We start from the raw sequence: 25,340 nt of genomic DNA, 5'->3' as shown, positions 1-25,340 counted from the left end.
GCCAAAAAATTTAAATGTTTCCTGACTATAATTTAAGAAAATAATCACACAAAAGCCAATATTAGAAAGCTTACTTCAAGTAATAAAATAGGTATTATTTATTCAGGCTTTTTGAATGAGTTCCAGAAATGACTATTATATTTTTCGTTATTGAAATATTGACGCCCTTTGATAGAACCATCGAAAGGAATAACATCTATTACTTTAAGAAATACTTTTGACACTTTTGAATTTATAGTGTACTTATAATCAACTGTATTTAAAATAAACCCTTCTTCACTTTTACGATAAGTTACTTCAGTTTCATATTGAACCTTAGCTTCCGGAGCATTTTGGGGTTCATTAAAATCATTTCCATGAATAAATGTATTATTTCGGGTAACGACACTGCTGTTTTTCAATATTACATTATTGTTTACTGTAATCCATATTTTTCCGGAATAACTATTTGCATTAGGATCTCCACAATTTTGAATAGTAGGTTTATTACTTTCATAAGAGATTACCCAAACAGAATCTCCATCAAATACATCTGTTCCTTCAATTTTTATTTCAAAATCACTTACACTTTCGGTTGATAAAATATTACCAGGACAACGTACAATATCACTATTAATAACCTGATCAATAAACGTTAATCCTTCTGAAAAACTCTGAGGTTCTTCTTGTTTTGAGTTTTCAATCACTTTGTAGTTTCTATTTTCAAATGCATCAGTAAATGTGCGTGATTGATATCCTGTTTTGTCCGTCATTAAAAATATTTGCGAACTTTCATTTCCATTACCATTTGAGGTATTCAGAAAACATTTATATGAGAATGCATGCGTATTATAATTATCAGAGATTAGATTTGATGCCGATTTTATAATTCCGTAGCCTATTTTTGATTTGGCAGTTACATCAACCTCTGAAAGATCATAATTCATTGGAATCAATTGTATTTTAACATCTTCCACATCTACCCAATTACTCACTGCAAACGATTTTGTTTTATAACCCACAGCTGAAATCATCACAGTTTTATCACTCAAAGCATTTGATAATTCCAACTCAAAATAACCATTTAAATCAGATGCTGTTCCTAAATAAGTATTTTCAACCCCAATATTAGCAAACTCTACAGGCATATTTGTTTCTGCATTTAATACCACTCCTTTTACCGTAAAATTTTGAGCTACAATGTGTGAAAAGGTCATTGCAATACTAAGGATTAAAAACACAGATATATAATACTTCATTTGTTTCATGTTTGTATCTTTTATTTTCTGATGTATTACCAAAACAATCAGAATAACTTTAAAATTAAAGAAGGCTAATTTATAAATAAACCTCAACAACTTCATATTATTTTGAATCAAATAATCAGATTGGTTAATTGAATAGTGATTAAAAAAACTTTACTACTTTTGGTTTGTATTTATTAACTCAAATAAGATATAATGCGAAAACAAATCATATTAGGAATTATACTTTCTCTATCATTAAACAGTTGTGTTGTTTCAAAAAAGAAATACGATGCTGCATTACTTGAAAATTCAAAGCTGAATAAAAAACTGAATTCCGTACAAGATGAAAATAAAGACCTTAACAGCAAGGTTAACGTAATGGTTAAGGAGTTTGAAGAAATGAAAAATGAACTTCACCTGAGCAATGCTGTTAAATCGGATGAAATGAGTGATTTATTGGTAAAAGTAACACAGCTTTCTGACTTAAACGATAAGCTTGAGAATGAACTTCAGACAACTTTAAATAAATACAAATCACAAAAACAAACTTCTCAATCTGTTTTAAGTGAACTTGAAGATCTTAAAAAAGACAATCAAAAACTAATAAGAGATACTGCCAGTATTAAATATGCTCTTAAACTTTCAAAAGAGAGATTTACACAACTTGAAGATGAAATGGCTCTTCAAAAGGATAAATATGCAAAACTAAGCACTTCGAACCAAACGATGACTAAAGAACTGAAACTAAACAAACAAAAATTAGTTTCGTTTGAGCAGCAACTTATTTCAAATAAAGAAAAACTTGAAACCATATCAAAAACCTTTATTGAATTAAGAAAGGAAATGCTAACTGCAAATTCGAATAATCAGACAATAGATCCTAATAAAAACAAGAATATTGATAAAATAGCTAAGGAATTAGGTCATTATTAAAAAGATATTAATCTTATAAAATACAAACGGCATTAGTTTTAAATTGACTAATGCCGTTTTTTATTTCTTAATTTTCTCCTGCAAGAATAGCTGCCCCATAAGCTCCTACAAACTGAGGAGATTCTGGAACTATGATATCCGGGCCAACTGCTTCTTTTAACAAATGAACCATGCAAACATTATTAGCAACACCTCCGGCAAACATCAAAGGAAAATTCATATTCTGCCTTCGAATCATTCCAATTGCCCTTTTGCAAACCGATTGATGTATTGCTAGTGCAATATCATTACGATGACACCCTTTAGCCATCAAGGAAGTAACCTCAGACTCAGCAAATACAGCACACATACTATTTATTTCAATACCTTTATTGCCAAGCAAAGCAGATTCCCCTATCGTTTCAGAAGTATATCCCAAAGAAGTAGCCATCATTTCCAGAAACTTTCCGGTACCGGCGGCACACTTATCATTCATTTCAAACTTAAGCACCTTTCCCTTTTCATTTAAGGAAATCACTTTCGTATCCTGACCTCCAATATCCAATACACCTCTGATTCCGGGATATAAACTGGCAGCTCCTACTCCATATGCTTTAATTTCTGTTACTGTTGAAAAATCGAAAGTTACCTCAGCTATAGATCGTCCATAACCCGTAGCCATAATTTTATCAAACGAAACATCTGAAATCAATTCTTTAATTCGCTCAACAGGATTATGACCAGACTCTGTTTGTCGAGAAACAATTTGCTGACCATTTTCAATAACAACTAATTCTATACTTCTTGAACCAATATCAATCCCTGCACACTTCATTGAAAAATTCTTTAAGAATGAGCCCGTTACTTGATCATTTCTACAAAAGCCTCTACTCTGGTAGATAACTGACCTAAATCCTCCTGACTATAATCAGTTTCTATTCTTAAAACAGGAATTCCTTTCTTCTCCAACTGTTTTTCAACTGAAAATGATTCCATAATATATGGCTGACAGAACTGAAGTCCGTAATGTATCACACCATCAGCATTATACTTCTCTACCATTTCCTGAATATGATCAACACGCTCATTATTCGGTGTAAAAACAGCACAATCAATTTGGAAATAACGATCCACAATAGCATCAATTAATCCATCCAAAGTTGTTGCTGAATCATCTGTTAGATTACGTAAGCCTCTTTCTCCAATACAAGACTCTTCACCAACGATTACTGCACCTGAAGATTCAATAACAGAAGGTAATTTCCAGTTAGGCACAGCCATTGGACAACCTGAAATAACAATACGGGGTAAGTTGGCTTCTTTTACACCCTTATTTTCTTTAATATCAAGCTCTATATGATCACAAATTGCATTTACATTTTCTGTAAAACGATCGATATTATCTAAGAACGAAACCTGATTAATCAATAGTGCATCAAGCCCAGAAACTGGTGATGGATTAGCTGCTCTTAAACTACTCAAGCGATGCAAAGCTTTTCGTTTGGCATTAACAGAAGCAATACCTTGTTTTAAACCTTCAAAAGTCACCTTATTACCAGTCATTTCTTCCAACTGCTGTATGAATTTCATAAACTCTTGTTTAAGCATTTGTTTAGACTCCGGTGTTTTTGTTTGAGGTAAATCCATTTGATAAAAATTAGGAACAAGATCCTTAAATGTTTCAAATGATTTTTTCTTTCCATCGCAGGTATTTTCACCAACAATTAAATCTGCCACTTCCATATAAGGACAAACCTTACCAAGTTTAAATCCAAAGAAAGACTTAATTAATGAACAAGTATTACGAGGAATAACCTGTTCCACTTCTTCCTGAGCAAAATCAGCGCCAGAACATAATCCCACGGCAGTACAACCTGCTGCAAGAACCATTTCTTCTGGAACAAACACACAAAAGGAACCAATAATTTTTTTACCTGCTTCTTTCTCATCACATAATTCTTTGATTCTTAACCCATGAGCTTCACTCATTACAAAATCAAAGTATTCCATTCCTTTTGCTCTTTTTTCCTGAGCCATGTAAATGGATTGGTAGGCACCACCTAATGCTTCAAGTAAAGCATTATGATTATCGTTATCCAGACCTAGATCGGTCCACATTTTTGTATAGTCAGACATTATTATAACTATGATTTGATTATAAATTTCAATTTATTATTGCACCAGATAAAATGCAACAGGTACCTTAAAAACAACTATTCTTCCAACGTCTTTTGCCAATGCTTATCATAAGCTTCAACAATTCGCTGAACTAAAGGATGTCGTACAATATCTTTAACTGTAAACTGAATCGTTTTAATTCCCTTTACATTTTTAAGAATTTTCATAGCCTGAACCAATCCCGACATTGATGTTTTAGGTAAGTCGATTTGTGTAATATCGCCAGTAACCACATACTTCGTACTTTGCCCCATACGGGTTAAAAACATCTTAATTTGATTGGCGGTTGTATTCTGAGCTTCATCCAAAATAACAAAAGCCTCGTTTAAAGTACGGCCACGCATATATGCTAAAGGAGCAATCTGAATGGTACCATTTTCCATGTAATCTTTAAGCTTGGCAGATGGAATCATATCCTGTAAAGCATCATATAAAGGTTGTAAATAAGGATCTATCTTTTCCTTCATATCTCCTGGTAAAAAGCCTAATTTTTCGCCAGCTTCAACAGCTGGTCTACTTAAAATAATTCTTCTTACTTCACGTCTCTTTAGTGCTCTTACAGCTAAAGCTATTGCAGTGTATGTTTTACCAGAACCTGCTGGTCCAATGGCTAGTATCAGGTCATTTTTATCGTATTCTTTTACAAACAACTGCTGATTTGGAGTTCTACCTCGGATTGGTTTTCCGTTAACGCCATAAAGAATAACATCATCAACTTCTTTTTTCTTTCCGGCTATTCCACTATCTATAATTTCTACAATAGAATGCTCGCTAAGTACATTATATTCGTTGTAATGATCAATTAATAAGTGAACCTTTTCTTCAAAAGCAGCTACTTCTTCCGCATCTCCCATGGCTTTTAACCAATCTCCTCGTGCTACGATTCGTAATTTTGGAAACTTATTTCTTAAAATTTCGAGTTTTACGTTCTTTACCCCTAAAAACTCAATTAAATCTACCGATTCAAGATAAATTAGTTTTTCTATCATATATATTTTACCTAACAGTGCTGCAAATTAAAACAAATTTAATCTATTCCATATGAGTTTCCTTCTTTATTTTTACTTTTGGTTTTCATTAAATTCCTAAAAAAAATTGACTATGCAAGATAAATTGAGCTCTTTTGAAAAGCTTCTGAATATTATGGACGAACTAAGAGCAAAATGCCCTTGGGACAAAGAGCAAACCAATGAATCGTTACGAACCTTAACTATTGAAGAAACTTACGAATTAGCTGATGCAATTATTAAAAATGATATCACTGCATTAAAGAAAGAACTTGGCGATATTCTGTTGCATATTGTATTTTATGCCAAAATTGGAGAAGAGAACAATCAGTTTAACATTAAAGACGTGATTGATTCTTTAAACGAAAAACTGATTTATCGTCACCCCCATATTTTTAGTGATACAGAAGTTAGTAATGCCAGAGATGTTGAAGAAAACTGGGAAAAGCTTAAATTAAAAGAAAAAGGTGGCAACAAGTCTGTTTTAGCTGGAGTTCCGGAAAGTTTACCGGCATTGGTAAAAGCAAACAGAATACAAGAGAAAGCCAGAGGAGTTGGCTTCGATTGGGAAAACAGAGAACAGGTTTGGGAAAAAGTTCAGGAAGAGATTAATGAAGTTAAGGAGGAAATTTCGAAGCACGATCAGGATAAAATTGAATCTGAATTTGGCGACCTGCTATTCTCTATTATTAATACAGCCCGCTTATATGGCGTAAATCCTGAAAATGCACTGGAAAGAACCAACCGCAAATTTATAAGCCGCTTCAACTATCTGGAAGAAAAGACCATTAAACAAGGAATAGATCTTAAAGAAATGTCCTTAGAAGAAATGGATGTGATTTGGGAAGAAGCTAAAAAATATGATAAGTTGAGTGATAAATAAATCACTCAACAATTTTCATTTCAGTTCTTCGGTTCTTAGCTCTACCTTCTTCTGTATCATTTGTTGCTACAGGATCTGCCATTCCTTTTCCTTGGTGAGATAACCTTGTTTTATCGATGCCTGCTTCAATCAAATAATTATAAACCTGCTCTGCTCTTTTATTACTCAGGTTAATATTATAATCCTTGCTTCCAACATTATCTGTATAACCAATAATTTTAGCTTTAACAGTTGAATTTATATTTAAGAAACTAACAATTTTTTCCAGCTCAACTTCTGATGCATCCTTAAGTACATAACTATCTGTTTCATAAAATATATTTTTCAAAACAATTTGTTGTCCCACCTTAATCTTCTTCAAATAAACATCCATAACCATTGGATCAACAGATGATGTTTCTTTTTCCATGTCAAAATGATCTGAATAAAATAAATAACCTTCCTTGGAAACATTTAAAGCATATGATTTACCAGCTGGCAAACAAATTAAAAATTCACCTGAAAAACCGGTTGACGATGCTCTTACCACCATTTGTTTGGTATGAATATCCTTTAACTCAAAAGAAGCTTCCAGTTTTTCTTTGGTATCATTATCAAATACTCTACCCCTTACATACGATACAGGTTGGGGTCTGATTTCGGGAGGCATATTAAAGCTATACAAGTCTTTTCCACCAAAAGATGAACCAAACCTTTCAGAAGAAAAATAAGCTTTTTGTCCATCAGCTGTAACAATCAAACCCACATCATCTCCCGTTGAATTTATAGGATAACCTAAATTCTCAGGTTTTTCAAATTGATTATTTTCGTCTTTTCTTGATAAAAATATATCCATCTCTCCCATACCAGGCCATCCGTTTGATGAAAAATATAAAGTATGGTTATCCGGATGAATAAATGGAGAAACCTCATTAAAAGGGGTATTTACATGATCGCCTAAGTTCTCAGGCTTTCCAAAGAAAGGCGTACCATCTGACTGGTAACCAATCAAAACAGCCTTCCATATATCATTTCCACCTTTACCTCCTCCTCGGTTTGAAGAAAAATATAAGGTTCTTCCATCAGACGAAAAACTGGGTTGAGACTCCCAATAAAGCGAATTTACCGGAGGGTCGATATTTTTAGGTGTACTCCATCCATACTCAGTTCTATAGCTAAAATAAATATCACATGAACCTCTGGTATCACTTCTGCCACATGCTGTAAAAAACATCCAGTTTCCATCAGCAGAAAGTGTTTGAGCACCTTCGTTACTATCCGTATTAATAGGTGCGGTTAAAGCTTTACCTTTCGTCCACTCCCCTGAATTATCTTTAACTGCTTTATAAAAATCTTCGTGATAGTAATTAGCCATTGAAGGAACAAATGGTTTGTTTACCAAGGCCTGTTCTCGGGGAACTAAAACCGTATATACCAAGGTTTGATCATCAGCTGTTATACTGGGCCAATATTCGTTATTTACGGTATTAATATTATCACCCAGATTTACTGCCTCAATATTCCTTGGATTTTCTTTCGCAACCTTAACAAACAATGTTTTTTTAATCCAATTATCTACTTTTTCCTTCGATTTAACATTACTTGTTTTGGTATAATACTTATTAAACCATTTCAAAGCTTCATCAAATTGATCCAAGTGAAAATTGGCTATCCCTAAACTATAGTAACTGAACACATAAAATGTTGAATCTTTACTAATAACAGTTTCTAATAAATTAGCTTGATTCTGATAATCTTCCTGTGCATAATAAACTTCTGATAACAATAAATAAGCTTCAAGAAAATCCGGATCTTTTTCAATCGCCTGGTTCAAAGGCATCTTGGCTCTTTCAAACTGATCCATACTAAAAAAGTGCTCTCCTTCTTTATAAAAAGTAGCAGCCTTTTTTGATTTGGTAGTTAACTTCTGTGCATATCCAGAAACATGGAAAAGAATTAAAAAAAATACGGATAAATATAACGTAGTTCTGTAAGTATGTTTCACTAGTACTTATTTAAGGTTTAAAACAAAAGTAGCATTATACTACAATATACCCGGTAACAAATCTGAAAAATTTTACACCTAAAGTATATTGACATCAAGATTTAACTATTGTAACTTTAATTAATATAGAAGTTTAACATAACACTAAATCTCATGGAACATAAAGAGGTACTGTTAGATGTAAATAACAAAGAACCAAAACTTATTCTTACGAATATGATTGAAGCTCAGGAAACAGGTGATTTAGAATTATTTGCTTCTTGCTTTGTTCATGATTCAAAAGCTGTAAATATTGGAACTGACAACGATGAATTTTGGATTGGCTGGAGACCCTTTTATAACTACATGAAAAAGATGATTCAGCAGAAGAAAGGAATGAAAATTACAGCCAAACAAACTCATGTTGAAGTTGATGATGAATGTGGAATTGCCTGGTACTCCCAACTTATTGACACTTGTCTGGAAACAAAAGGCGAACCTTTTAGATTAGAAGGCTTTAGACATACGGGCGTAATGAAGAAAATTGACAATCAGTGGAAAATTGTACAATCGCATATGTCAATAGCCTATGAACCACAAACGTAATGCATAAATTAAAAATACCTTGAAATCAGCCAAAACCGGGATTCGCTTTAAATTTGAACCCGGTTTTTTATTTTTGTAGAAAAAATCACATGAAGAAAGCTACGCCTGAGGAACTAAACATTCTTAAAGAACATATCCAAACAAGAGCCAACAAAACAGAAACAGTATCCTTAACCCAATACATAATTGATCGTCCACACCTAATTGAAGAGCTTTATCATTTAATTTTTACTTGCGATAAAAAAGAACAATGGAAAGCAGCCTGGCTTTTTGAACACGTTTATCTTGAAGATAAAACAATCATCCGACCTTTTTTAAAGGATATGATAAAACGATTCCCAAACCTACAATCTGATGGCGTTAAGAGACATTTTTCAAAGATGCTAGCCTATTCTGATATCAATAACTTATTGGATGGTAATTTCATTAATATTTGTTTCGATTGGCTTATTTCGGAAAAGATTCCTGTTGCAGTTAAAGCTAACTGCATGCATATTCTTTACAACGCAACAAAAGTTTACCCTGAACTTAAACCTGAATTAAAGATGATTCTTGAAGAACAATTCGATAATAACACTGCAGGTTTTAAATCCAGAGCGAAGAAGATACTGAAAGAAATAAGTTAAATTTTATCGTTGTCAGTTTGTTTATAAACCCAATGATTTCATTTTTGCAACTAATTCCTCTTTATCAACCTTTTCAAAACCTGGCTCATAAGTTTCATTATTAGGGTTCGTTTCAAAACTTGTAAAATAAACCTCGTCGTTAATAATCTTAAATCCAATGATCATAACTTTTTGGTTTGATGGGATATTATTAAAACCAATAATCTGTGATTTGATATTATATGAGTTTGGTCGCATTATAGAACGATTTTCATTAAAGATTGCATAGTAGTTTCCTGCAACTGTTTTAGTATGTATTTTAATGTCCTTTTTATTTTGGTAATAATAGAATTTATCACAATTTATCCACCCCATTTTATTGGTCCTAAGATAAAATTCCTTAAATAATTGATTTTGCTTCTCGTATTTCTGAATAACAGAATCGTTTTGTACAAATACATCAAAATCTGCTTTTGAAGTTTGTCTGTTAGTTGAATCTATAGGAAGACCACTATTCAAAATAAAATCAAATGGAATCATTATTTCAACAGGAACAATTCGTCCTTTTTGTGTGCCCGGAATCCAACGTGGCGTTAAACTAAGTACTCTTAATATTTCATAATCTAAAGAGGGATGAACACTTTTAACTATTTTAGGATTTTTTATGCTACCTGACTTATCTACTATGAAGGAAACTAGCACTCTACCTTGAATTCCTTTTTCCTGCGCAATCACTGGATACCTTAATCGAGAACTTACATATGACTTAAAAGCTCCAACACTACCACCTAGAAAAGTTGGCATATTATCCACTATAAAATAATCACGCTCGATTTGTTCTATTACAGGTTTAGTCTTTAACAATTTCCAGTCAACACCATCATTTGTTTCGAAGCCAGTAAACATATGCATAGAATCATTCTCAGTAATACCTCTGAAGTTTATTCCAATATCAAACTGATCTTTTATAACACATTCCTTATCATCTGAAAATGCCTGGATATACAACATTCCACCTGTCTCAAGTATTTCATGCCCTGATTGAGTAGTTAAATTAGCATCAATCATTTCCGGTACATCATAGTATTCTGTAACCTCAAATCTTATTAATCCTTTAGGTTTAGCCTGGGTTTCTCTTACAATCAAACTGTTTTGGGGAATTTCTATTCTAGTTCCGTCTTCACATTCAATAATTGTATCGTTCATATTATCAATCAGAAAACCTTGGGAAGTTTTGTAATTGGGTTCTTTAGGAATGTATTTTATGGAAGGTAAAAAAATATCTACTTTTCTAAACTCTACATGATTTGAAAGGCTTTTAGCTTCTCCAAAATTATTTTTTTCAATTCGTATTGTTTGATCTACATCCAATATAACATCCTCAATGGCCTCTAACCTTCTTTTAACAAGTAATTTATTATAAGTGGTTGTTCCAACAGTATCAGCAAATCCCTCAAGAATAACTTCTGTTGGATTATTGGCTTTGATAAATTCCAGTATATGAACTTTTGATTTTTCATCTACCTGCCATTTATCAAAATCAAAATTGACTGTTAAGTTTTGTGAGAAAGTAAAAACTGAAACTAATGATGTAAATAAAAATAATGTAAGTCTTTTCATAGTTGTTTATTGTATAATTCAAAAATGAGTATACCATGTTTTTCAATAGATATGCCATTAGAATACACACTTCTAATACCTATTGATTAACAGAGATATAACAAATTAAAATATATAATAAAGGAGGTAAAAACTCTCAATATTATCGCCCAAATGGGCGATATTACAGACATTACATTATATAGAATAAGTAAGATTATTTCTAGCACTGCTTGATAATAAACAACTATGATTACTTTAACTCAAAAGACGTTAAAATTATTCTTGAAAATCACACTTTGAATTTTCATGCTTCCATATTACCGAAATATCTGTTAAATCATCATAAAATTCATTTGTAAAACCTAAGTTATCTCCATCACAGTTCTGAACAATTGAAATGTAATCGACTACAGGATTACAATTACCATAATAGAAAACAGTAGCTCCATTATACACAGCCTTAACATAATAGGCATACTCATCCTCTTTAACATCATCAATTGCATTCTTTAGCCAAGGTATATCTTCTGCAGGATTTGATACATCGCATATATCAACTTTATCATTATCATCCGCTTTATCACAAGAGTTAAAAGTCACTGATATAATAAGAGCAAGCAATCCCCAAAAACTGATTAATCTTTTCATCTGCTTATATTTTATTTTTAATTAGTACCTACTAGATGGGAAATAGTTTTATAGGTTGCTTGATTCTAAAAAATTAAATTCTAATTACAGGAGAGCTTAAAGTTTTATAACCATACTATTATCTATTTTGCCTATACTTTAGACGCTATTTTAATAGTCCGAATCTTCTGCCTAAAATCCCATGCCTATAGAAATAATTTTTATAGGCATAGGATTTATTTTTATAGGCATAGGATTTATTTTTATAAGCATAGAAATAAATCCTATAAGCATAAAATTTAAAGTTTATACTTATGGCTTATTTTATAGATAATTTTTCTTTTTGCTATAACATTAAAAAATGAACTGTCTATGCCTAAAAACAACAAGCGCCACATTGTTTTTAATGTAGCGCTCGCTTTATATTTTAAGAACTTGGGCAGCTTAAGTTGAACATAACAGCTAGCCTTCCCTTTACTATTGCAAGTTATTTTTTCAATTGATCCTTAAATAGCTTTTGAAACTTTTCAACCTTAGGACCTACTACCATTCGGCAATAGGAATTTTCCGGGTTGTTTTCAAAGTATTCCTGATGATAATCTTCTGCTTGATAAAACTTTTCAAACGGCGTTACTTCTGTAACAATTGGATCATCATATAACTTTTCTGCATTAACCAATTCTATTTGCTTTTCTGCAATTTCTTTTTGTTTTTCTGAATGATAAAAAACTGCTGATCGGTATTGCGTACCAATATCTGCTCCTTGTCTGTTTAACGTTGTTGGATTATGTATACTCCAGAATACAGTTAGTAGTTCTCCAAACGAAATTACATCCGGATCAAATGTAATCTGACAAACTTCAGCATGATTAGTGGTTCCTGTGCATACTTCCTTATAGGTAGGATTTTCTGTTGTACCTCCTGAATATCCTGATTCCACAGAAATAACACCTTCCAGTTGATCATAGACCGCTTCTACACACCAAAAACATCCTGCTCCTAATGTGGCAACTTCTTTATTTTGCGATTGAGTATTCATATTTATATGTAAAACGAATGATATTAAAATGACTATTTTTTTCATTGTAACAATATTTGCAATTGTAATCAATTATTTTGTTATAAAACAACCCATTCTGTCATATGGTTCGATAATGCATTCATTTTTCACTTTGAAATACGCTTGCTATTTGTAATTTTGAGGCTGCGTTAAAAACACAATCAAAACAAAAGAATGAGTAGTTTACCTCCATTGGCTGAGCGACAAAGACCTACAAATCTGGATACATACATTGGCCAGGTTCATTTAGTGGGTAAAGATGCAGTATTACGTAAAATGATTGATTCAGGCGTAATATCTTCTATCATTTTATGGGGACCTCCCGGAGTTGGTAAAACTACTTTGGCAAAAATTATAGCCAAACAACTGGATAGACCATTTTACATCTTGTCTGCTATTAATTCAGGTGTAAAAGATGTACGGGAAGTCATTGAAAAGGCTAAGAAAGTCAAGTTTTTCAACAGTCCAATTCCGCTGTTATTTATCGACGAAATTCACCGTTTCAGCAAATCACAGCAAGATTCACTATTGGGTGCTGTTGAACAAGGCGTTTTTATTTTAATTGGTGCTACAACCGAAAATCCATCATTTGAGGTTATATCCCCACTTCTTTCAAGATGTCAGGTTTATGTTTTAAAATCCTTAGAAAAAGATGACCTTAGAAACTTATTAAATAAGGCGCTTACAACAGATAGTATTTTAAAAGAAAAAGATATTGAAATAGTTGAAGAAGAAGCGCTGTTTCGTTTTTCGGGTGGTGATGCGCGTAAGCTTTTAAATATTTTGGAGTTGGTGATTAATGCCCAGAGTGGCGAAAAAATAAAAATTACCAACGAAGAAGTAACCAGATGCCTGCAGGAAAATCCAGCTGCCTACGATAAAAATGGAGAGATTCATTACGATATCATTTCGGCATTTATTAAATCTATACGGGGAAGTGATCCTGACGGTGCAGTGTATTGGCTGGCCCGAATGGTTGAAGGCGGTGAAGATCCTAAATTTATTGCCCGAAGATTGGTAATTTCGGCCTCTGAGGATATTGGTCTGGCCAATCCCAATGCTTTACTTCTAGCTAACCAATGTTTTGATGCAATAAATCGTGTAGGCTGGCCCGAAGGACGAATAATTCTGTCTCAGACAACAATTTATTTGGCCACCAGTCCCAAAAGTAATTCGGCGTATTTGGCTATTAACAAGGCGCAATCAATAGTAAGGCAAACAGGTAATATTCCTGTGCCTTTGCATCTTAGAAATGCTCCTACCAAATTAATGAAAGAACTGGGTTATGGAAAAGAATACAAATACTCCCACGATTACGAAAATAATTTTGTAGAACAGGATTTCTTACCTGATGAACTTAAGAAAACCCGTTTTTATACCCCACAAAAAAACCAGCAGGAAATAAAAATATTTGAGCGTTTAAAAATGCTTTGGAAAAAGAGGTACTAGGGAGTTAAAAGTACAAAGTTGAAAGTTGAAAGTAGAAAAGTAACAAAGAACTCTAATATTTATATTAATTATACAGAGGTTTTAATATACGAATATATGCAGTATCCTGTACTATTTGAGAAGATATAGTTGTAGTATTAAATTTTACTTTTAGCAATTCATCATTAAACTCAAGAATTTGCATAGTATTTAAATTAATCTCCGTATCTGAACTTATAGGTACAGGAAACTTAACTTCTGTATCATTAAAGTTAATTAAAGTATTGCTTATAATAGAATAGCTACTTATAAGGTCAACATAACTACAATAAAAAGATCCTATTTTATAAACTGGAGTTGGTTTATAATCTTCAATATTTCTATCTCCAAATGAAATTAACTGATCTGTTTCTATTAATTGATTTTCATTATTAAAATAATACCAAGTAGTATCAGGAAGTATATACCTTTCTCCAGAACTTGAAACCAAAGTCCATGGTTCTGAATTATTTGTAGAAATAAATCTTTTACCTTTTAAACAGGTTACATCATAATCAATTATACTATCATCTTTTGAACAACTAATTGCAAAAGCAAAAATTGCAATAATTAATATACTTTTCCTCATAAATAAGCTAAAACAAAAAACTACAATTATAAAACTACTCCGTTCTTAGAAACTCACATTTTACTGAATCAATTTTCTCAAAACGTCCTATTACTTTATCTATTTCTGATTGTCGCAGACTAAATTCTATGGTGCAAGTCAAATCAAATTGCTGATTAACAATATTCAAACTTTCATCTTTAACTATTTTCATAATATCATTCATTACCAAATAGTCAAAATTGACAGCATAAATATCATTTACCGTTTTTTCAACAATAGTAGTATTGTTAATGGCATCAATAGTGGCTTCTTTATAGGCATGAATCAATCCCGGAACACCCAATTTTGTACCACCAAAATAGCGAATAACAACCACTAAAATATTGGTAAGTTCGTGCGATTTTATTTGTCCGTGAATAGGCTTTCCTGCAGTTCCGGAAGGTTCACCGTCGTCATTGGCCCTGAATCTCAAACCATCCACTCCTAATTGCCAGGCAAAACAATGATGGCGAGCATCGTAATATTTTTCTTTTAAAGCGCTAACATGTTCCTTTATTTCCTCTTCTGAGTAAACCGGATAGGCATACGATATAAATTTACTCCCTTTCTCTTTATAAATCCCCTCTGAAGGTTCTGCTATTGTTTTGTATTTATCTAGAATCTGATCCATAACCAGAGGCAAAATTAATAAATCTAAAACACTGACATAATTCTTTGCATTAGTAATTTATTTAAGTGTAATTTTATATGATAAAATCCTTCGCAAATGAATATAAAAGGCAATCACATCATATACAATGGAAAACTATTATTAGCAAGTGAAATAACTACTCCTGATCCATCACTATATGCAGTAATATATGAGGTTTTTAGAATTGAAAACTACAAACCATTGTTTATACATGATCATTTGGTACGAATGTTCAACAGTCTGCAAAAAGCAGTAACCAAAGTGTCTTTTAGTAAAGATGACATCATAAATGATATCGACAATTTAATTTCAAACGAGAATATAAAAGATGGAAATATCAAGATATCATGTTTTAGCACAAAAAACACGGTTGAAACTTTACTGATACATTATATTCCTACTTTTTACCCAAGCGATGAGATGTATAATAATGGAGTAAGCACTATTCTATTGCATGCTGAAAGAGAAAATCCCAATATCAAAATTGACAATACAAGCACCAGAAAAAAAGCCATTGATATACTTAATAACAGCCATCATTACGAAGCATTATTGGTAAACCATGATGATTTAATAACAGAGGGAAGTAAATCAAATATCTTCTTTATTCATGGAGATCATATTTACACCTCACCGGAGCATTTTATTTTGCCAGGTATTATGCGATCAAAAGTGATTGACTGCATTTTAAAAGAAGATATAGAGTTAAGATTCGAATGTCTAAATATTAACCAACTACAACATATTGATGCAGCATTTATAACAGGAACCTCACCCAGAATTTTACCTATCAGCCAAATTGATAATTTTAAATTAGATGTAAATAACAAGCTCCTTCGTTTATTAATGAAAGACTTAGCAGAATTGATTAGATAATTAATTGTTCTTCATATGATTATCAATATCTTTTTTCGATAAAATTGACTAAAGTACCAAATATTGGTATATTTGTCAAAAAGGAGAACTATGAATAAAAATACATCCATCACATTAGGCAATCATTTTGACTCTTTTGTACAAAGCAGTATATCTAGCGGTAGATATAAGAATGTTAGTGAAGTAGTTCGTGCAGGTCTTAGATTACTTGAAGAAGAAGAAAATAAAGTTATTGCATTAAGACAAGCTATTCAGGAAGGTATTGAAAGTGGTATTGCATACGACTTTGATCCTAAAGACCACCTAGAATCATTAAAAGCACAAAGAAAGAATAATGGCTAAATTTTATTTGACTAATAAAGCTGTTAAAGATTTAGCTAATATTTGGAATTATACTTTTGAAACCTGGTCTGAAAACCAGGCAGACAACTATTACCAAACTTTACTTGAAAACTGTCAGGATATTGCAGAAAACCCTCTAATTGGCAAAGCATATTTTAGTGTGGCAAAATCATTACTAGGCCTTCATGTAAATAAGCACATCATATTTTATAGAAAAGTTTCAGAAGACTATATTGAAATTACAAGAATATTGCACGAAATGATGGATTTAAAAAGTCACCTTATAGAGTAATAAAGCTCAATTATAACTTTTAAAAACCATAGCACTATTGTTTTTTCTAAAAAACAAGAAGGAGCAAATTTGCTCAAATACAAACCTGCTCTTCTTTATATATTATTGAATATCTAAATACTATCTTTTTATAGCCAATTGAGTTTTAGCAATTTTATTATATACTGTATCAGCAATATGCTCATAAGTACTCGAACCTGGTAAAACTGGCTCTAAAAACTCAACCATCACCTTTTTAAAAGGTCTCGGAAACTTACTTCCCTTTGGTAATGCATCGTAAGCCCCTTTTATAGAAACAGGAACAACCGGTACATTTAATTCGCGACTCAGAATAGCAAAAGTCTTTTTAAAATCACCTAAACTACCATTCTTTGTTCTGGTTCCTTCAGGGAAAATAATCAGGTTCTTTTTCTTTTTTAAAGCCTCTCCCATTTTTTGAATAGATTCCTTTAAGTCCTTATTCAAATCCATAATAATTACATGATTTCTATTGGCTATAAACTTTAACCAACGTTTGCTTACATGTTTTTCCTTAGCATAGAAATACGTATTTTTAATGGTTTTATTCTTTAAGAAAGAAGCCACAAACAGTCCATCGAAATAACTCTGATGGTTTGGAGCTATGATACAAGGTTCATCAGGAATATTTTTTAATCCTTTACCTTTTAATCCAAAATAAAGACTAAAAAAGAATTTGGATATCTTAACTAAAACTCTTCCTGTAAACCATGTTTTAGGTAGTGAAATATGTACCCTTTCCTTTAATATTTTGGTCCAGTCCACTTTTTCAACCTCCATCTTCTTTCTATTCTGATGCAGGTATTCACTCAACTCCAAAACATTATTAAACTGAGTCAATTCACCAGGATCAACATCTACTCCAAAGGTAGAATTCAGAAAAACCTGTAAACTCACCTTATCCAATGAATCAAGCCCTAAATCTAACTCCAGATGATGTCCGGGTAATACTTTTTTATGTTTTTCTTCTTCAAGATATTGTGCTACAATATTAAATTCAGCTAAATCAACCTGAACTACTTCTTGGGCCTGTACTTCCTGAACATTCTCTAAATCTGCCAGCTTAAACCTTCTGATTTTTCCTAATCGGGTTCTTGGTAACTCACCATCTAAAATGGTGACATCCATAATCTTTTTATAAGAAGCACATTGCTTGTTGTAATCTTCAATAACTTCTTTTTTTACGATTCGATACAGCTCTGCTTTATCTTTATGTTGATACGAAAGCTCATCGGTAGGAACCACAATTGCCTTAAACTGATCTCCCGACTGATAAACACCAACTTCTTTTACAAAAGCAGCATAACTCTCAATCTTATATTCAATTTCTGTAGGATTAATGTTTTTACCATTCGATAAAATCAATATCTCCTTTTTACGACCAGTAATAAATAAATAACCTTTATCGTCTATATGCCCAAGGTCTCCTGTGTACAACCAACCATCCTTTAATACTTCAGCAGTTTCTTCTGGTCGGTTGTAATACCCTTGCATCACATTATCGCCTTTAGCAACAATCTCCCCTCCTCTGAACTCAACCTGACAAGAAGGTAAAATAAAACCCGGTGAGCCTATTTTCACTTTTCCCGGACGAGTAAAAGAAATCATTGGAGCTGTTTCTGTCATTCCATAACCTTCCAACACTTCAAAACCCAGGGTTGTAAAATCAGCACCAATCTCTTTTTCCAGAGCTGCACCACCAGAAATCATATATCTGATATTACCGCCAAACTTTTTATGTACTGTGCCAAACACTAATCGTGAAAAAGCTTGTGAGTTGACAGTTTCAGCCAATTTAAACAATGCTGATGCTACTTTACTCTTATTGATTTTATCCTTAATTCCTTTTCGGATAGCCGTATATAAACGAGGTACTCCTAACAATAAAGTTACCTTACATTCCTGAAGCGTTCTGATAATATCTTCAGAAGCCATAGATGGTGATAATGCTACTTTACCTCCTGCATATAAAGGCATAACCATAGTTCCAAGCATAGGGAAAATATGGTGTAATGGTAACAACATTAAAACAGTATCTGTTGATCTAAATATTTTAACATCTTCAGAAACAGCCTTAATATTTGCCAACAAGTTTTTAAAGGATAACATCACACCCTTTGGTTCACCAGTTGTTCCAGACGTATAGATAATTACCGCCGTCTTTTCTTCCTCAGGATCTATTACCGGAAATTCCAGGTTACTATTTAGAGCCTGATCTTCATAATCATCAATGACAATAACCTGGGGCTTATAGTCAACACTCTGTAAAGCCAACTCAAGATCCGGTTTCTTTCCTTTTGAAACAAAAACCACCTCCGGTTTGCTATCATTCAATATATAAGCAACCTCACTAACTGTGCTTAAATAGTCAATACCAACAGCAATTGCATCACTGTTCCAGGCTGAATAAAAACTATATATCCATCCTAATCTATTTTCTGAAAAAATACCAACTTTATGAGTTGATTCAGCTTTATACAAAGTAGAAAAATGAGCGATTTTCTCACCTAAAGCATTATAAGTTATCGTCTTCTCATTTGCTTGTACAGCAATATTCTCTCCCTTATTTATAAACATGTAGTATTTTTAAATGCGGCCAAATATAATTAAAATATAAATTCAAATGTTCAAATCCTAGTTTATATGACCAATTTCCATATTAAAACATGAATTCACGCTATTCAATATCTGATTTATAATCATTTATATCCAGGATATAAACCAATAATAAAACAGAAATTTAGTTCTTTTGTTTCAAAAAATCCAGAAACAAAAACAATTTATACTCTCATTATTGAAGATTGTTACATTCTATTTTTTAGCATACTCACTTGGCGATACCCCAAATTTGGTTTTAAAACTTTTAGAGAAGCTGGAAAGGCTGTTAAATCCTACGTTATACATGATTTCAGTAATATTGCCTTCATTATTTTGTATCATCTGAGCAGCCTTTTGAAGTCGGTAATTTTTTAAAATATCTTTCGCTGATTGATTGGTTATTGCTTTTAATTTTCGATACAGATGAGTAGAACTTAAACCTAATTGTGAACTTATTAAATCAACAGAAAGGTTTGGATTACTGATATTTTCGGAAATAATATCCATTACTTTTTTAATAAATATTTCATCCTGATTCAACTCTGAAGCATCTAATTCCATTGGTTTAATGAGTAATTGCTTCTTAATAAAATCATATAACTGCTTATCCCGTTCCAGTAAATTAACGATACATGCTTTTAAATAATTAATATCAAATGGTTTGGTAATATACATATTGGCCCCACTCTCAATTCCTTCTACTTTTTGCACATCTAATGATTTAGCTGTTAAAAGAATAACCGGTACCTGATGAAGATTAGGGTTTTGTTTCAGCACTTTACACATTTCGAGCCCATCCATAACAGGCATCATAATATCCGAAACAATAATATCCGGCTTTACTTCTTCTGCCATCTCCAGACCTTTACTACCATTAGTAGCTTTAAATATATTGTATTCGGCACCTAAATTAATTTCGATATAATCGAGAATATCAGGGTTGTCATCTACAATCAATAGCTTTTTAAGATGTGTTTTATCTACAGACTCTCTTTTATTTTCCTCTGCTGGCTCCTCTTTATTAGTTTCACTTAGTACAACAGTTTCTGCATCCGGCAATTCTATTGGAAAAACGAAAGTAAATTCACTACCTGCATTAAGCTCACTTTTTACCTTAATATCGCCTTGGTGCAGTAAAGCATATTGTTTAGCCATAGCCAAACCAATTCCGGTTCCCTGCTGACCAGATTCGTTATTACTGGCCTGATAAAAACTATTAAATATTTTAGCCTGATCGGCAATATTAATTCCAGCTCCTGTATCAATTACCTTAATCTGTACTTTATCAATCCGATCCTGAGTAATCTTATCCAAAACTACTTGTATTTTGCCATTGGGGGGAGTATGCTTAAATGCATTGGCCAACAAATTGAATAATATGGCTTCAGTTTTTTCTTTGTCACAAACCAATTTACAAGAAGGTTCGCCAGAGATAAACTCATAACTAATTTCATTACGCGATGCCAGGTCTATAAATGAATCATAAATCTCTCTTGAAAAAGCAACTATATCAACATTGCTTTTCATTAATGGTACATCTTGCTCTTCCATCTTCCTAAAATCCAAGATCTGATTTACCAGCTTCAACAGTCGTTTTGAATTTTTTTCAGCCAGTTTTAACATTTCAAGGTTCTTACCATGTAATTCTCCTGAATTTAAAACCTGCTGAATAGGTGATGTTATTAAACTAAGTGGCGTGCGGAATTCATGTGATATGTTGGTAAAGAATTGCTGTTTGGTATTTAATATCTCTTCTGAATGAACCTTTTCAAGGTTAGCTAACCGCAATTGATTGTATATCTGCTGTCTTTTTACATAAATTCTGAAAGTAAAATAAATTAGTCCTATAAATATTAATATATATAAGGCAATAAATGGTCTGCTGAGCCACAAAGGAGGCAATATAACAATATCCAGTTTTGTACTACTTTCACTTTGCAAACCTGCATAATTAATAGCCTCTACCTCCAATTCGTAAAGTCCGGGTTTTAAATTTGAATAAGCTGCATAATTAACGTCCTGGGTACTTCTCCATTCGGTATCAAAATTATTTAGTTTATACCTAAAATGACTCTTTTGAGGTAACCAATAATTCAATGTTGAAAAATAAAACGTCACTGAATTGTTAGAGTAATCTAACTCCAGATGCTTTGTATATGCGATATCCTTTTTAAGAACGTCTCTGGTTTGCGGTATATCCAGCTTATCATTATTAATTTGTAAGCCTGATATTACTGCATTGGGTAAAATCGCATGCTTAACATTAATGGCAGAATTAACCTCGACATAACCATTATCTCCCCCAAATAAAACAACCCCGTTTTTTGAAGAAGTACTACATTGTGAATAAAAGTTTTTTAGAGGAAAACCAGGATTTAAAGGCATTGATATAATCTTTCCGGAGTGTGTATTAAAACGTGAAACCGTTGTTAATGAAGCCATCCAGATATTTGTATCCTGATCAATTTCAAGACTTATGGGAGTTTGCACTACTGGATTATTGAGTGGATAAAGTATTATACTGTCTTTACTAGGAAAATATTGTGCCAACTGCTTGTTCGAAGCGATCCAGAGACTTTGTTTATCTAAAGATGTTAAACTTGAAATATTCTGCTTCTGAAAATGATCACTCACAGAGCCTACATTCTCTTTAACCAGTGTACTATGATCTATTTTATAAAGTCTGTCACTTTCAGTAAAATATATATCTTCAATACAAGCAAATATTCTATCCGGAGCGGCATCTTCTATTTTATCAAAATGAATAGCGCTCATATTTTTAAGATCTCCAGTTACCCTAAAAACACCGCCCTCCCAGGCATTTACCCAAAGCGTACCTTTATTTGTTAGGGCAAAACTACTAATATAGTTGGAAGTCAGTCCATTATTCCGATTGGCACTAATGGCGTGCATCTCTCTCTTTATGGGATCCCAGATGTTTATACCACCAGCAGTGGCAATCCATATTTTCCCGTATGGATCTTCTGCCAGAGCATAAGTATTATCCAACAATAATTTATACTCTGAATTAACCGTAAAATAACTTCGTTTACTGCTGTTTTGGTCCTGTACGATCACTCCATGAATTGTGGCCATATAAGTTTTACCATCACTGGCAACAAGCATATCTCGAATTTGATTTCCTGCTTTTTGATTATTGATGGAGTAAAACTCTTCGTGCAACTTAAAGAACGGATTCTTCTTGTTTATAGAACTAATTCCATTGGATGTAAGTAACCAAATCACATTATTTCTATCCCTAAAGATATCCCAAACCACATTGTTTGCAATACTATGATTAATGATCGGATTGTGATAATAGGCATCTATTTGTTCAAAATTCAAATTGAAAACCGAAAGTCCAAAATCGGTTCCCAACCACAGCTGATCATCTTCCCGGTGAATACACTTTACAACTTCATTACTGATTTTTGTGTTTGAACTGTTATAAAGAGTCGACTTTCCGGTTTTAGTGTTGAAAACAGATAACCCAGTTTCAGTTCCTATTAATAAAACAGTATCATTATCATCACTTAATGGTTTAATATCTAAAATCAGATTATTCTTTAATAAGGGTTTATAATCACCTTTTAAGTCAAACGATTCAAACTTGCCATTTTTATATTTATTGAGTTTATGATACGTGCCAATCCACATGGTACTGTCCTTTGTTTCATAAAAACAACGTATGGTAGAGTGGCTCAAATCACTATTTTGAGGATCAAAATATTTATATTGGTTTTTACTCCTGTCGTAGATGATCAAACCCTTGGAAGTGCCTATCCATAAGCGTCCATCCATAGATTTACACAGACTACGAATAGTTATTTCAGGACCCAGATTAACCCTATTCACTTCAAATGTAATGGTATTTATATAACACAAACCTCTCCAGGTACCCACCCACAATGTATCTCCCTCCATAAGCATACTACTTACATTATTATTGGTAATACTATTATGCGTAGCATCCTGCTGAAACAGCAAAGTAGAATAACCATCATACCGACAAATTCCATTGTTCGTACTTATCCAAATAAAACCAAGCTTATCCTGAACAACAGAATTAATCATATTTGAAGGAAGTCCATCCTCTTGCCGAAGATTTGAGAAGTACAAGGATTCCTTTTCTTGAGAAAACAGAAAGGAAATAAAAAGAAAGTTAATTAATACAACCAGTATATATTTTACTAAAGCGCGCTTCACCTCTTCTGAAATATTCAACTCACACATATTCTTTAATACAAAAGCTATCAATTCTCTTTAATATTTGTTAATCGTCTCTCCACTTTAAATCTAAAATGTAAGATTTAAATTAAAGATATTTATTTTTTATGATGCGTATCTGTTTTGTATGATTTAAAACAACATTGGTAAGATACAAACAAACAGACCTAACTTACAGAAAGCATACTGCATAAGGCTTTCAAATACTCACCAATTAAAATGTAAGATTTAAACAACTATTCGTAAGCTACGAAAAAGCAACAAAATTAACACTTATTTACTTTTGGTGATAGAAATTAAGACACACTATAACAATTGTAAAAGATGATAAAAAGAACGCTTTATAAAATAGCTTTAGTTTTTTCAGCCACGCTGTTAATAGGTACTAGTTGTACAAAAAAAGTAAAGCCTATTAGCGAGTTTATGATGGGAGTTGATTTATCGTACGTTAATCAGGTGGAAGATCATGGGGGTGTATATAAAGAAAACGGAAAGCCAGTTGATTGCTTTGAGCTATTCAGAGATAAAGGTGCCAATATTGTTAGATTAAGGATTTGGAATAATCCGGATTGGACTTATGATGTTTATGGAAAAGACACACCTTTATATAGTGGACTAAATGATATTAAAAAATCCATTAAAAGAGCTAAAGATTTAGGTATGGCTGTTAATCTGGATTTTCATTATTCAGATGTTTGGGCAGATCCGTCGCACCAGAAAGCTCCGAAGGCATGGGAAAACATTGAAGATATAAATATTTTATGCGATAGCTTATACAACTATACATATGGTGTTTTAAGCAGTTTAAAAAAGGATGATCTGCTACCAGAAATGGTTCAGATTGGAAATGAAACCAATTGTGGAATGATGATTACTGAAACTCAGGACTCATTTCCTAAACTTTCTGTTTGCGATGAAAACTGGGAAAACTTTGGAAAAGTATTAAATGCTGGTATCAAAGCGGTAAGAAACATAGATGCAGAAGGTGGAATCAAAACAATAATTGCCTTACATGTTGCTGATCCCATTAACCTAGACTGGTGGTTTAAAGGAATCATTAACAAAGCAAACGTTACGGATTTTGATGTAGCAGGATTCTCATACTATCCACACTGGCATAAAGATATTTCATTTAATGATTTACCTGCTGTTGTAAATAAACTGAAAAACGAAATAAACAAAGATATTGTGGTACTTGAAACCGGCTACCCTTATACATCGGAGCAAGGTGATGACTACAAAAATATTTTTGGAGAAGATAGTATGATTGAGGGTTACCCTGTAAGTATTGAAGGACAAAAGAAATTTTTAACTGACCTTACTAACAATATGATCCAGGCAGGTGCTAAAGGGGTTATGTATTGGGAACCTGCCTGGATTTCTTCTGACATGAAAGATTTGTGGGGACATGGTTCCGCATGGGAAAACACAACCCTCTTTGATTATGATGGTAATGCTACTGATGCCATCAATTATTTATCAATAGAATAGATCATTTAGAATATAAAGCAAGATAACAGAATTCTCAGCCACCCTCCTGAATATCCCGTTCAGGAGGGATCTTGCCTCATCAATGTAAAATACATTAC

The 25,340-nt window shown here is 32.7% G+C and carries 21 protein-coding genes; 9 read left to right on the top strand and 12 right to left on the bottom strand.

Annotated elements, in window-relative coordinates; all coding sequences use genetic code 11:
- Positions 1 to 98 precede the first annotated feature (98 nt).
- Positions 99 to 1,238, bottom strand: coding sequence for a carboxypeptidase-like regulatory domain-containing protein (locus OM075_RS14275; RefSeq protein ID WP_301191204.1), 1,140 nt, complete (start codon positions 1,236 to 1,238; stop codon positions 99 to 101).
- Positions 1,239 to 1,439: 201 nt separating this feature from the next.
- Here OM075_RS14275 and OM075_RS14270 point away from each other — a divergent pair, with 201 nt between their 5' ends.
- A complete protein-coding gene (locus OM075_RS14270; RefSeq protein WP_301191203.1) occupies positions 1,440 to 2,159 on the top strand; it encodes a hypothetical protein in 720 nt (239 codons plus the stop codon).
- A 67-nt stretch (positions 2,160 to 2,226) separates the two neighbouring features.
- Here the strand turns inward: OM075_RS14270 and OM075_RS14265 are convergent, their stop codons facing one another.
- The 3 genes from OM075_RS14265 to OM075_RS14255 all read right to left on the bottom strand — a co-directional run bounded on the left by OM075_RS14265 (position 2,227) and on the right by OM075_RS14255 (position 5,305).
- A complete protein-coding gene (locus OM075_RS14265; RefSeq protein ID WP_301191202.1) occupies positions 2,227 to 2,973 on the bottom strand; it encodes an acyl-CoA dehydratase activase in 747 nt (248 codons plus the stop codon).
- 26 nt (positions 2,974 to 2,999) lie between these two features.
- Positions 3,000 to 4,274 (bottom strand): double-cubane-cluster-containing anaerobic reductase, encoded by a 1,275-nt coding sequence (locus OM075_RS14260; protein WP_301191201.1) that lies wholly within the window; start codon positions 4,272 to 4,274, stop codon positions 3,000 to 3,002.
- Positions 4,275 to 4,351: 77 nt separating this feature from the next.
- Positions 4,352 to 5,305 (bottom strand): PhoH family protein, encoded by a 954-nt coding sequence (locus tag OM075_RS14255; protein ID WP_301191200.1) that lies wholly within the window; start codon positions 5,303 to 5,305, stop codon positions 4,352 to 4,354.
- Between the two features lie 112 nt (positions 5,306 to 5,417).
- Between OM075_RS14255 and mazG the strand changes: the two genes are divergently transcribed.
- The gene (mazG, locus tag OM075_RS14250; RefSeq protein ID WP_301191199.1) at positions 5,418 to 6,206 is read left to right on the top strand and encodes a nucleoside triphosphate pyrophosphohydrolase; all 789 of its coding nucleotides are present in this window, start codon (positions 5,418 to 5,420) and stop codon (positions 6,204 to 6,206) included.
- 1 nt (position 6,207) lies between these two features.
- Here mazG and OM075_RS14245 read toward each other — a convergent pair whose 3' ends face one another.
- Entirely contained in the window at positions 6,208 to 8,190 is a 1,983-nt protein-coding gene (locus tag OM075_RS14245) for an OmpA family protein (RefSeq protein ID WP_301191198.1), read from the bottom strand.
- A gap of 153 nt (positions 8,191 to 8,343) precedes the next feature.
- Between OM075_RS14245 and OM075_RS14240 the strand changes: the two genes are divergently transcribed.
- Together OM075_RS14240 and OM075_RS14235 are read left to right on the top strand one after the other, a co-directional pair.
- Positions 8,344 to 8,775: a nuclear transport factor 2 family protein gene (locus OM075_RS14240; protein WP_301191197.1), complete on the top strand. Its 432-nt coding sequence runs from the start codon at positions 8,344 to 8,346 to the stop codon at positions 8,773 to 8,775.
- A gap of 89 nt (positions 8,776 to 8,864) precedes the next feature.
- Positions 8,865 to 9,401: a HEAT-like fold family protein gene (locus tag OM075_RS14235; RefSeq protein ID WP_301191196.1), complete on the top strand. Its 537-nt coding sequence runs from the start codon at positions 8,865 to 8,867 to the stop codon at positions 9,399 to 9,401.
- Positions 9,402 to 9,422: 21 nt separating this feature from the next.
- Here OM075_RS14235 and OM075_RS14230 read toward each other — a convergent pair whose 3' ends face one another.
- From OM075_RS14230 to msrA, 3 genes are all read right to left on the bottom strand, one after another.
- A complete protein-coding gene (locus OM075_RS14230) occupies positions 9,423 to 11,000 on the bottom strand; it encodes a TonB family protein (protein WP_301191195.1) in 1,578 nt (525 codons plus the stop codon).
- 258 nt (positions 11,001 to 11,258) lie between these two features.
- On the bottom strand, positions 11,259 to 11,630 hold the full coding sequence (locus tag OM075_RS14225) for a hypothetical protein (RefSeq protein ID WP_301191194.1): 372 nt from the start codon (positions 11,628 to 11,630) through the stop codon (positions 11,259 to 11,261).
- A gap of 466 nt (positions 11,631 to 12,096) precedes the next feature.
- Positions 12,097 to 12,693 (bottom strand): peptide-methionine (S)-S-oxide reductase MsrA, encoded by a 597-nt coding sequence (gene msrA / locus OM075_RS14220; protein ID WP_301191193.1) that lies wholly within the window; start codon positions 12,691 to 12,693, stop codon positions 12,097 to 12,099.
- Positions 12,694 to 12,843: 150 nt separating this feature from the next.
- On the opposite strand from msrA, the gene OM075_RS14215 reads away from it, so the two are divergent.
- Positions 12,844 to 14,118, top strand: a complete 1,275-nt coding sequence (locus tag OM075_RS14215) for a replication-associated recombination protein A (RefSeq protein ID WP_301191192.1) — start codon at positions 12,844 to 12,846, stop codon at positions 14,116 to 14,118.
- Positions 14,119 to 14,182: 64 nt separating this feature from the next.
- On the opposite strand, the gene OM075_RS14210 is transcribed toward OM075_RS14215, so the two are convergent.
- Together OM075_RS14210 and OM075_RS14205 are read right to left on the bottom strand one after the other, a co-directional pair.
- On the bottom strand, positions 14,183 to 14,725 hold the full coding sequence (locus OM075_RS14210; RefSeq protein WP_301191191.1) for a hypothetical protein: 543 nt from the start codon (positions 14,723 to 14,725) through the stop codon (positions 14,183 to 14,185).
- A gap of 34 nt (positions 14,726 to 14,759) precedes the next feature.
- Positions 14,760 to 15,377 carry an IMPACT family protein gene (locus tag OM075_RS14205; RefSeq protein ID WP_301191190.1) on the bottom strand — a complete coding sequence of 206 codons (618 nt, stop codon included), beginning with the start codon at positions 15,375 to 15,377 and terminating at the stop codon, positions 14,760 to 14,762.
- Positions 15,378 to 15,473: 96 nt separating this feature from the next.
- Between OM075_RS14205 and OM075_RS14200 the strand changes: the two genes are divergently transcribed.
- From OM075_RS14200 to OM075_RS14190, 3 genes are all read left to right on the top strand, one after another.
- Positions 15,474 to 16,274: an aminotransferase class IV gene (locus OM075_RS14200; RefSeq protein ID WP_301191189.1), complete on the top strand. Its 801-nt coding sequence runs from the start codon at positions 15,474 to 15,476 to the stop codon at positions 16,272 to 16,274.
- A gap of 90 nt (positions 16,275 to 16,364) precedes the next feature.
- The gene (locus OM075_RS14195) at positions 16,365 to 16,616 is read left to right on the top strand and encodes a type II toxin-antitoxin system ParD family antitoxin (protein WP_301191188.1); all 252 of its coding nucleotides are present in this window, start codon (positions 16,365 to 16,367) and stop codon (positions 16,614 to 16,616) included.
- Positions 16,609 to 16,908, top strand: a complete 300-nt coding sequence (locus tag OM075_RS14190) for a type II toxin-antitoxin system RelE/ParE family toxin (RefSeq protein ID WP_301191187.1) — start codon at positions 16,609 to 16,611, stop codon at positions 16,906 to 16,908. Before OM075_RS14195 ends, OM075_RS14190 begins: the two co-directional genes overlap by 8 nt.
- A gap of 120 nt (positions 16,909 to 17,028) precedes the next feature.
- On the opposite strand, the gene OM075_RS14185 is transcribed toward OM075_RS14190, so the two are convergent.
- Both OM075_RS14185 and OM075_RS14180 read right to left on the bottom strand, forming a co-directional pair.
- Positions 17,029 to 19,503 (bottom strand): AMP-binding protein, encoded by a 2,475-nt coding sequence (locus OM075_RS14185; RefSeq protein ID WP_301191186.1) that lies wholly within the window; start codon positions 19,501 to 19,503, stop codon positions 17,029 to 17,031.
- Between the two features lie 234 nt (positions 19,504 to 19,737).
- Positions 19,738 to 23,757: a hybrid sensor histidine kinase/response regulator transcription factor gene (locus tag OM075_RS14180; RefSeq protein WP_301191185.1), complete on the bottom strand. Its 4,020-nt coding sequence runs from the start codon at positions 23,755 to 23,757 to the stop codon at positions 19,738 to 19,740.
- 318 nt (positions 23,758 to 24,075) lie between these two features.
- Here OM075_RS14180 and OM075_RS14175 point away from each other — a divergent pair, with 318 nt between their 5' ends.
- On the top strand, positions 24,076 to 25,242 hold the full coding sequence (locus tag OM075_RS14175; RefSeq protein ID WP_301191184.1) for a glycoside hydrolase family 53 protein: 1,167 nt from the start codon (positions 24,076 to 24,078) through the stop codon (positions 25,240 to 25,242).
- Positions 25,243 to 25,340: the final 98 nt, after the last annotated feature.

The sequence above is a fragment of the Plebeiibacterium sediminum genome, assembly GCF_026013605.1.
Lineage (GTDB): Bacteria > Bacteroidota > Bacteroidia > Bacteroidales > Marinilabiliaceae > Saccharicrinis > Saccharicrinis sediminus.
Note: the sequence above shows the minus strand (reverse complement) of the source record. Positions and strands in the feature narration are given on the sequence as shown.

Excerpts from the sequence above, each read along its gene's own strand:
- OM075_RS14275 (WP_301191204.1), bottom strand. The coding sequence starts at position 1,238 with ATGAAGTATTATATATCTGTGTTTTTAATCCTTAGTATTGCAATGACC.
- OM075_RS14270 (WP_301191203.1), top strand. The coding sequence starts at position 1,440 with ATGCGAAAACAAATCATATTAGGAATTATACTTTCTCTATCATTAAAC.
- OM075_RS14265 (WP_301191202.1), bottom strand. The coding sequence starts at position 2,973 with ATGAAGTGTGCAGGGATTGATATTGGTTCAAGAAGTATAGAATTAGTT.
- OM075_RS14260 (WP_301191201.1), bottom strand. The coding sequence starts at position 4,274 with ATGTCTGACTATACAAAAATGTGGACCGATCTAGGTCTGGATAACGAT.
- OM075_RS14255 (WP_301191200.1), bottom strand. The coding sequence starts at position 5,305 with ATGATAGAAAAACTAATTTATCTTGAATCGGTAGATTTAATTGAGTTT.
- mazG (WP_301191199.1), top strand. The coding sequence starts at position 5,418 with ATGCAAGATAAATTGAGCTCTTTTGAAAAGCTTCTGAATATTATGGAC.
- OM075_RS14240 (WP_301191197.1), top strand. The coding sequence starts at position 8,344 with ATGGAACATAAAGAGGTACTGTTAGATGTAAATAACAAAGAACCAAAA.
- OM075_RS14235 (WP_301191196.1), top strand. The coding sequence starts at position 8,865 with ATGAAGAAAGCTACGCCTGAGGAACTAAACATTCTTAAAGAACATATC.
- OM075_RS14230 (WP_301191195.1), bottom strand. The coding sequence starts at position 11,000 with ATGAAAAGACTTACATTATTTTTATTTACATCATTAGTTTCAGTTTTT.
- OM075_RS14225 (WP_301191194.1), bottom strand. The coding sequence starts at position 11,630 with ATGAAAAGATTAATCAGTTTTTGGGGATTGCTTGCTCTTATTATATCA.
- msrA (WP_301191193.1), bottom strand. The coding sequence starts at position 12,693 with ATGAAAAAAATAGTCATTTTAATATCATTCGTTTTACATATAAATATG.
- OM075_RS14215 (WP_301191192.1), top strand. The coding sequence starts at position 12,844 with ATGAGTAGTTTACCTCCATTGGCTGAGCGACAAAGACCTACAAATCTG.
- OM075_RS14210 (WP_301191191.1), bottom strand. The coding sequence starts at position 14,725 with ATGAGGAAAAGTATATTAATTATTGCAATTTTTGCTTTTGCAATTAGT.
- OM075_RS14205 (WP_301191190.1), bottom strand. The coding sequence starts at position 15,377 with ATGGATCAGATTCTAGATAAATACAAAACAATAGCAGAACCTTCAGAG.
- OM075_RS14200 (WP_301191189.1), top strand. The coding sequence starts at position 15,474 with ATGAATATAAAAGGCAATCACATCATATACAATGGAAAACTATTATTA.
- OM075_RS14195 (WP_301191188.1), top strand. The coding sequence starts at position 16,365 with ATGAATAAAAATACATCCATCACATTAGGCAATCATTTTGACTCTTTT.
- OM075_RS14190 (WP_301191187.1), top strand. The coding sequence starts at position 16,609 with ATGGCTAAATTTTATTTGACTAATAAAGCTGTTAAAGATTTAGCTAAT.
- OM075_RS14185 (WP_301191186.1), bottom strand. The coding sequence starts at position 19,503 with ATGTTTATAAATAAGGGAGAGAATATTGCTGTACAAGCAAATGAGAAG.
- OM075_RS14180 (WP_301191185.1), bottom strand. The coding sequence starts at position 23,757 with ATGTGTGAGTTGAATATTTCAGAAGAGGTGAAGCGCGCTTTAGTAAAA.
- OM075_RS14175 (WP_301191184.1), top strand. The coding sequence starts at position 24,076 with ATGATAAAAAGAACGCTTTATAAAATAGCTTTAGTTTTTTCAGCCACG.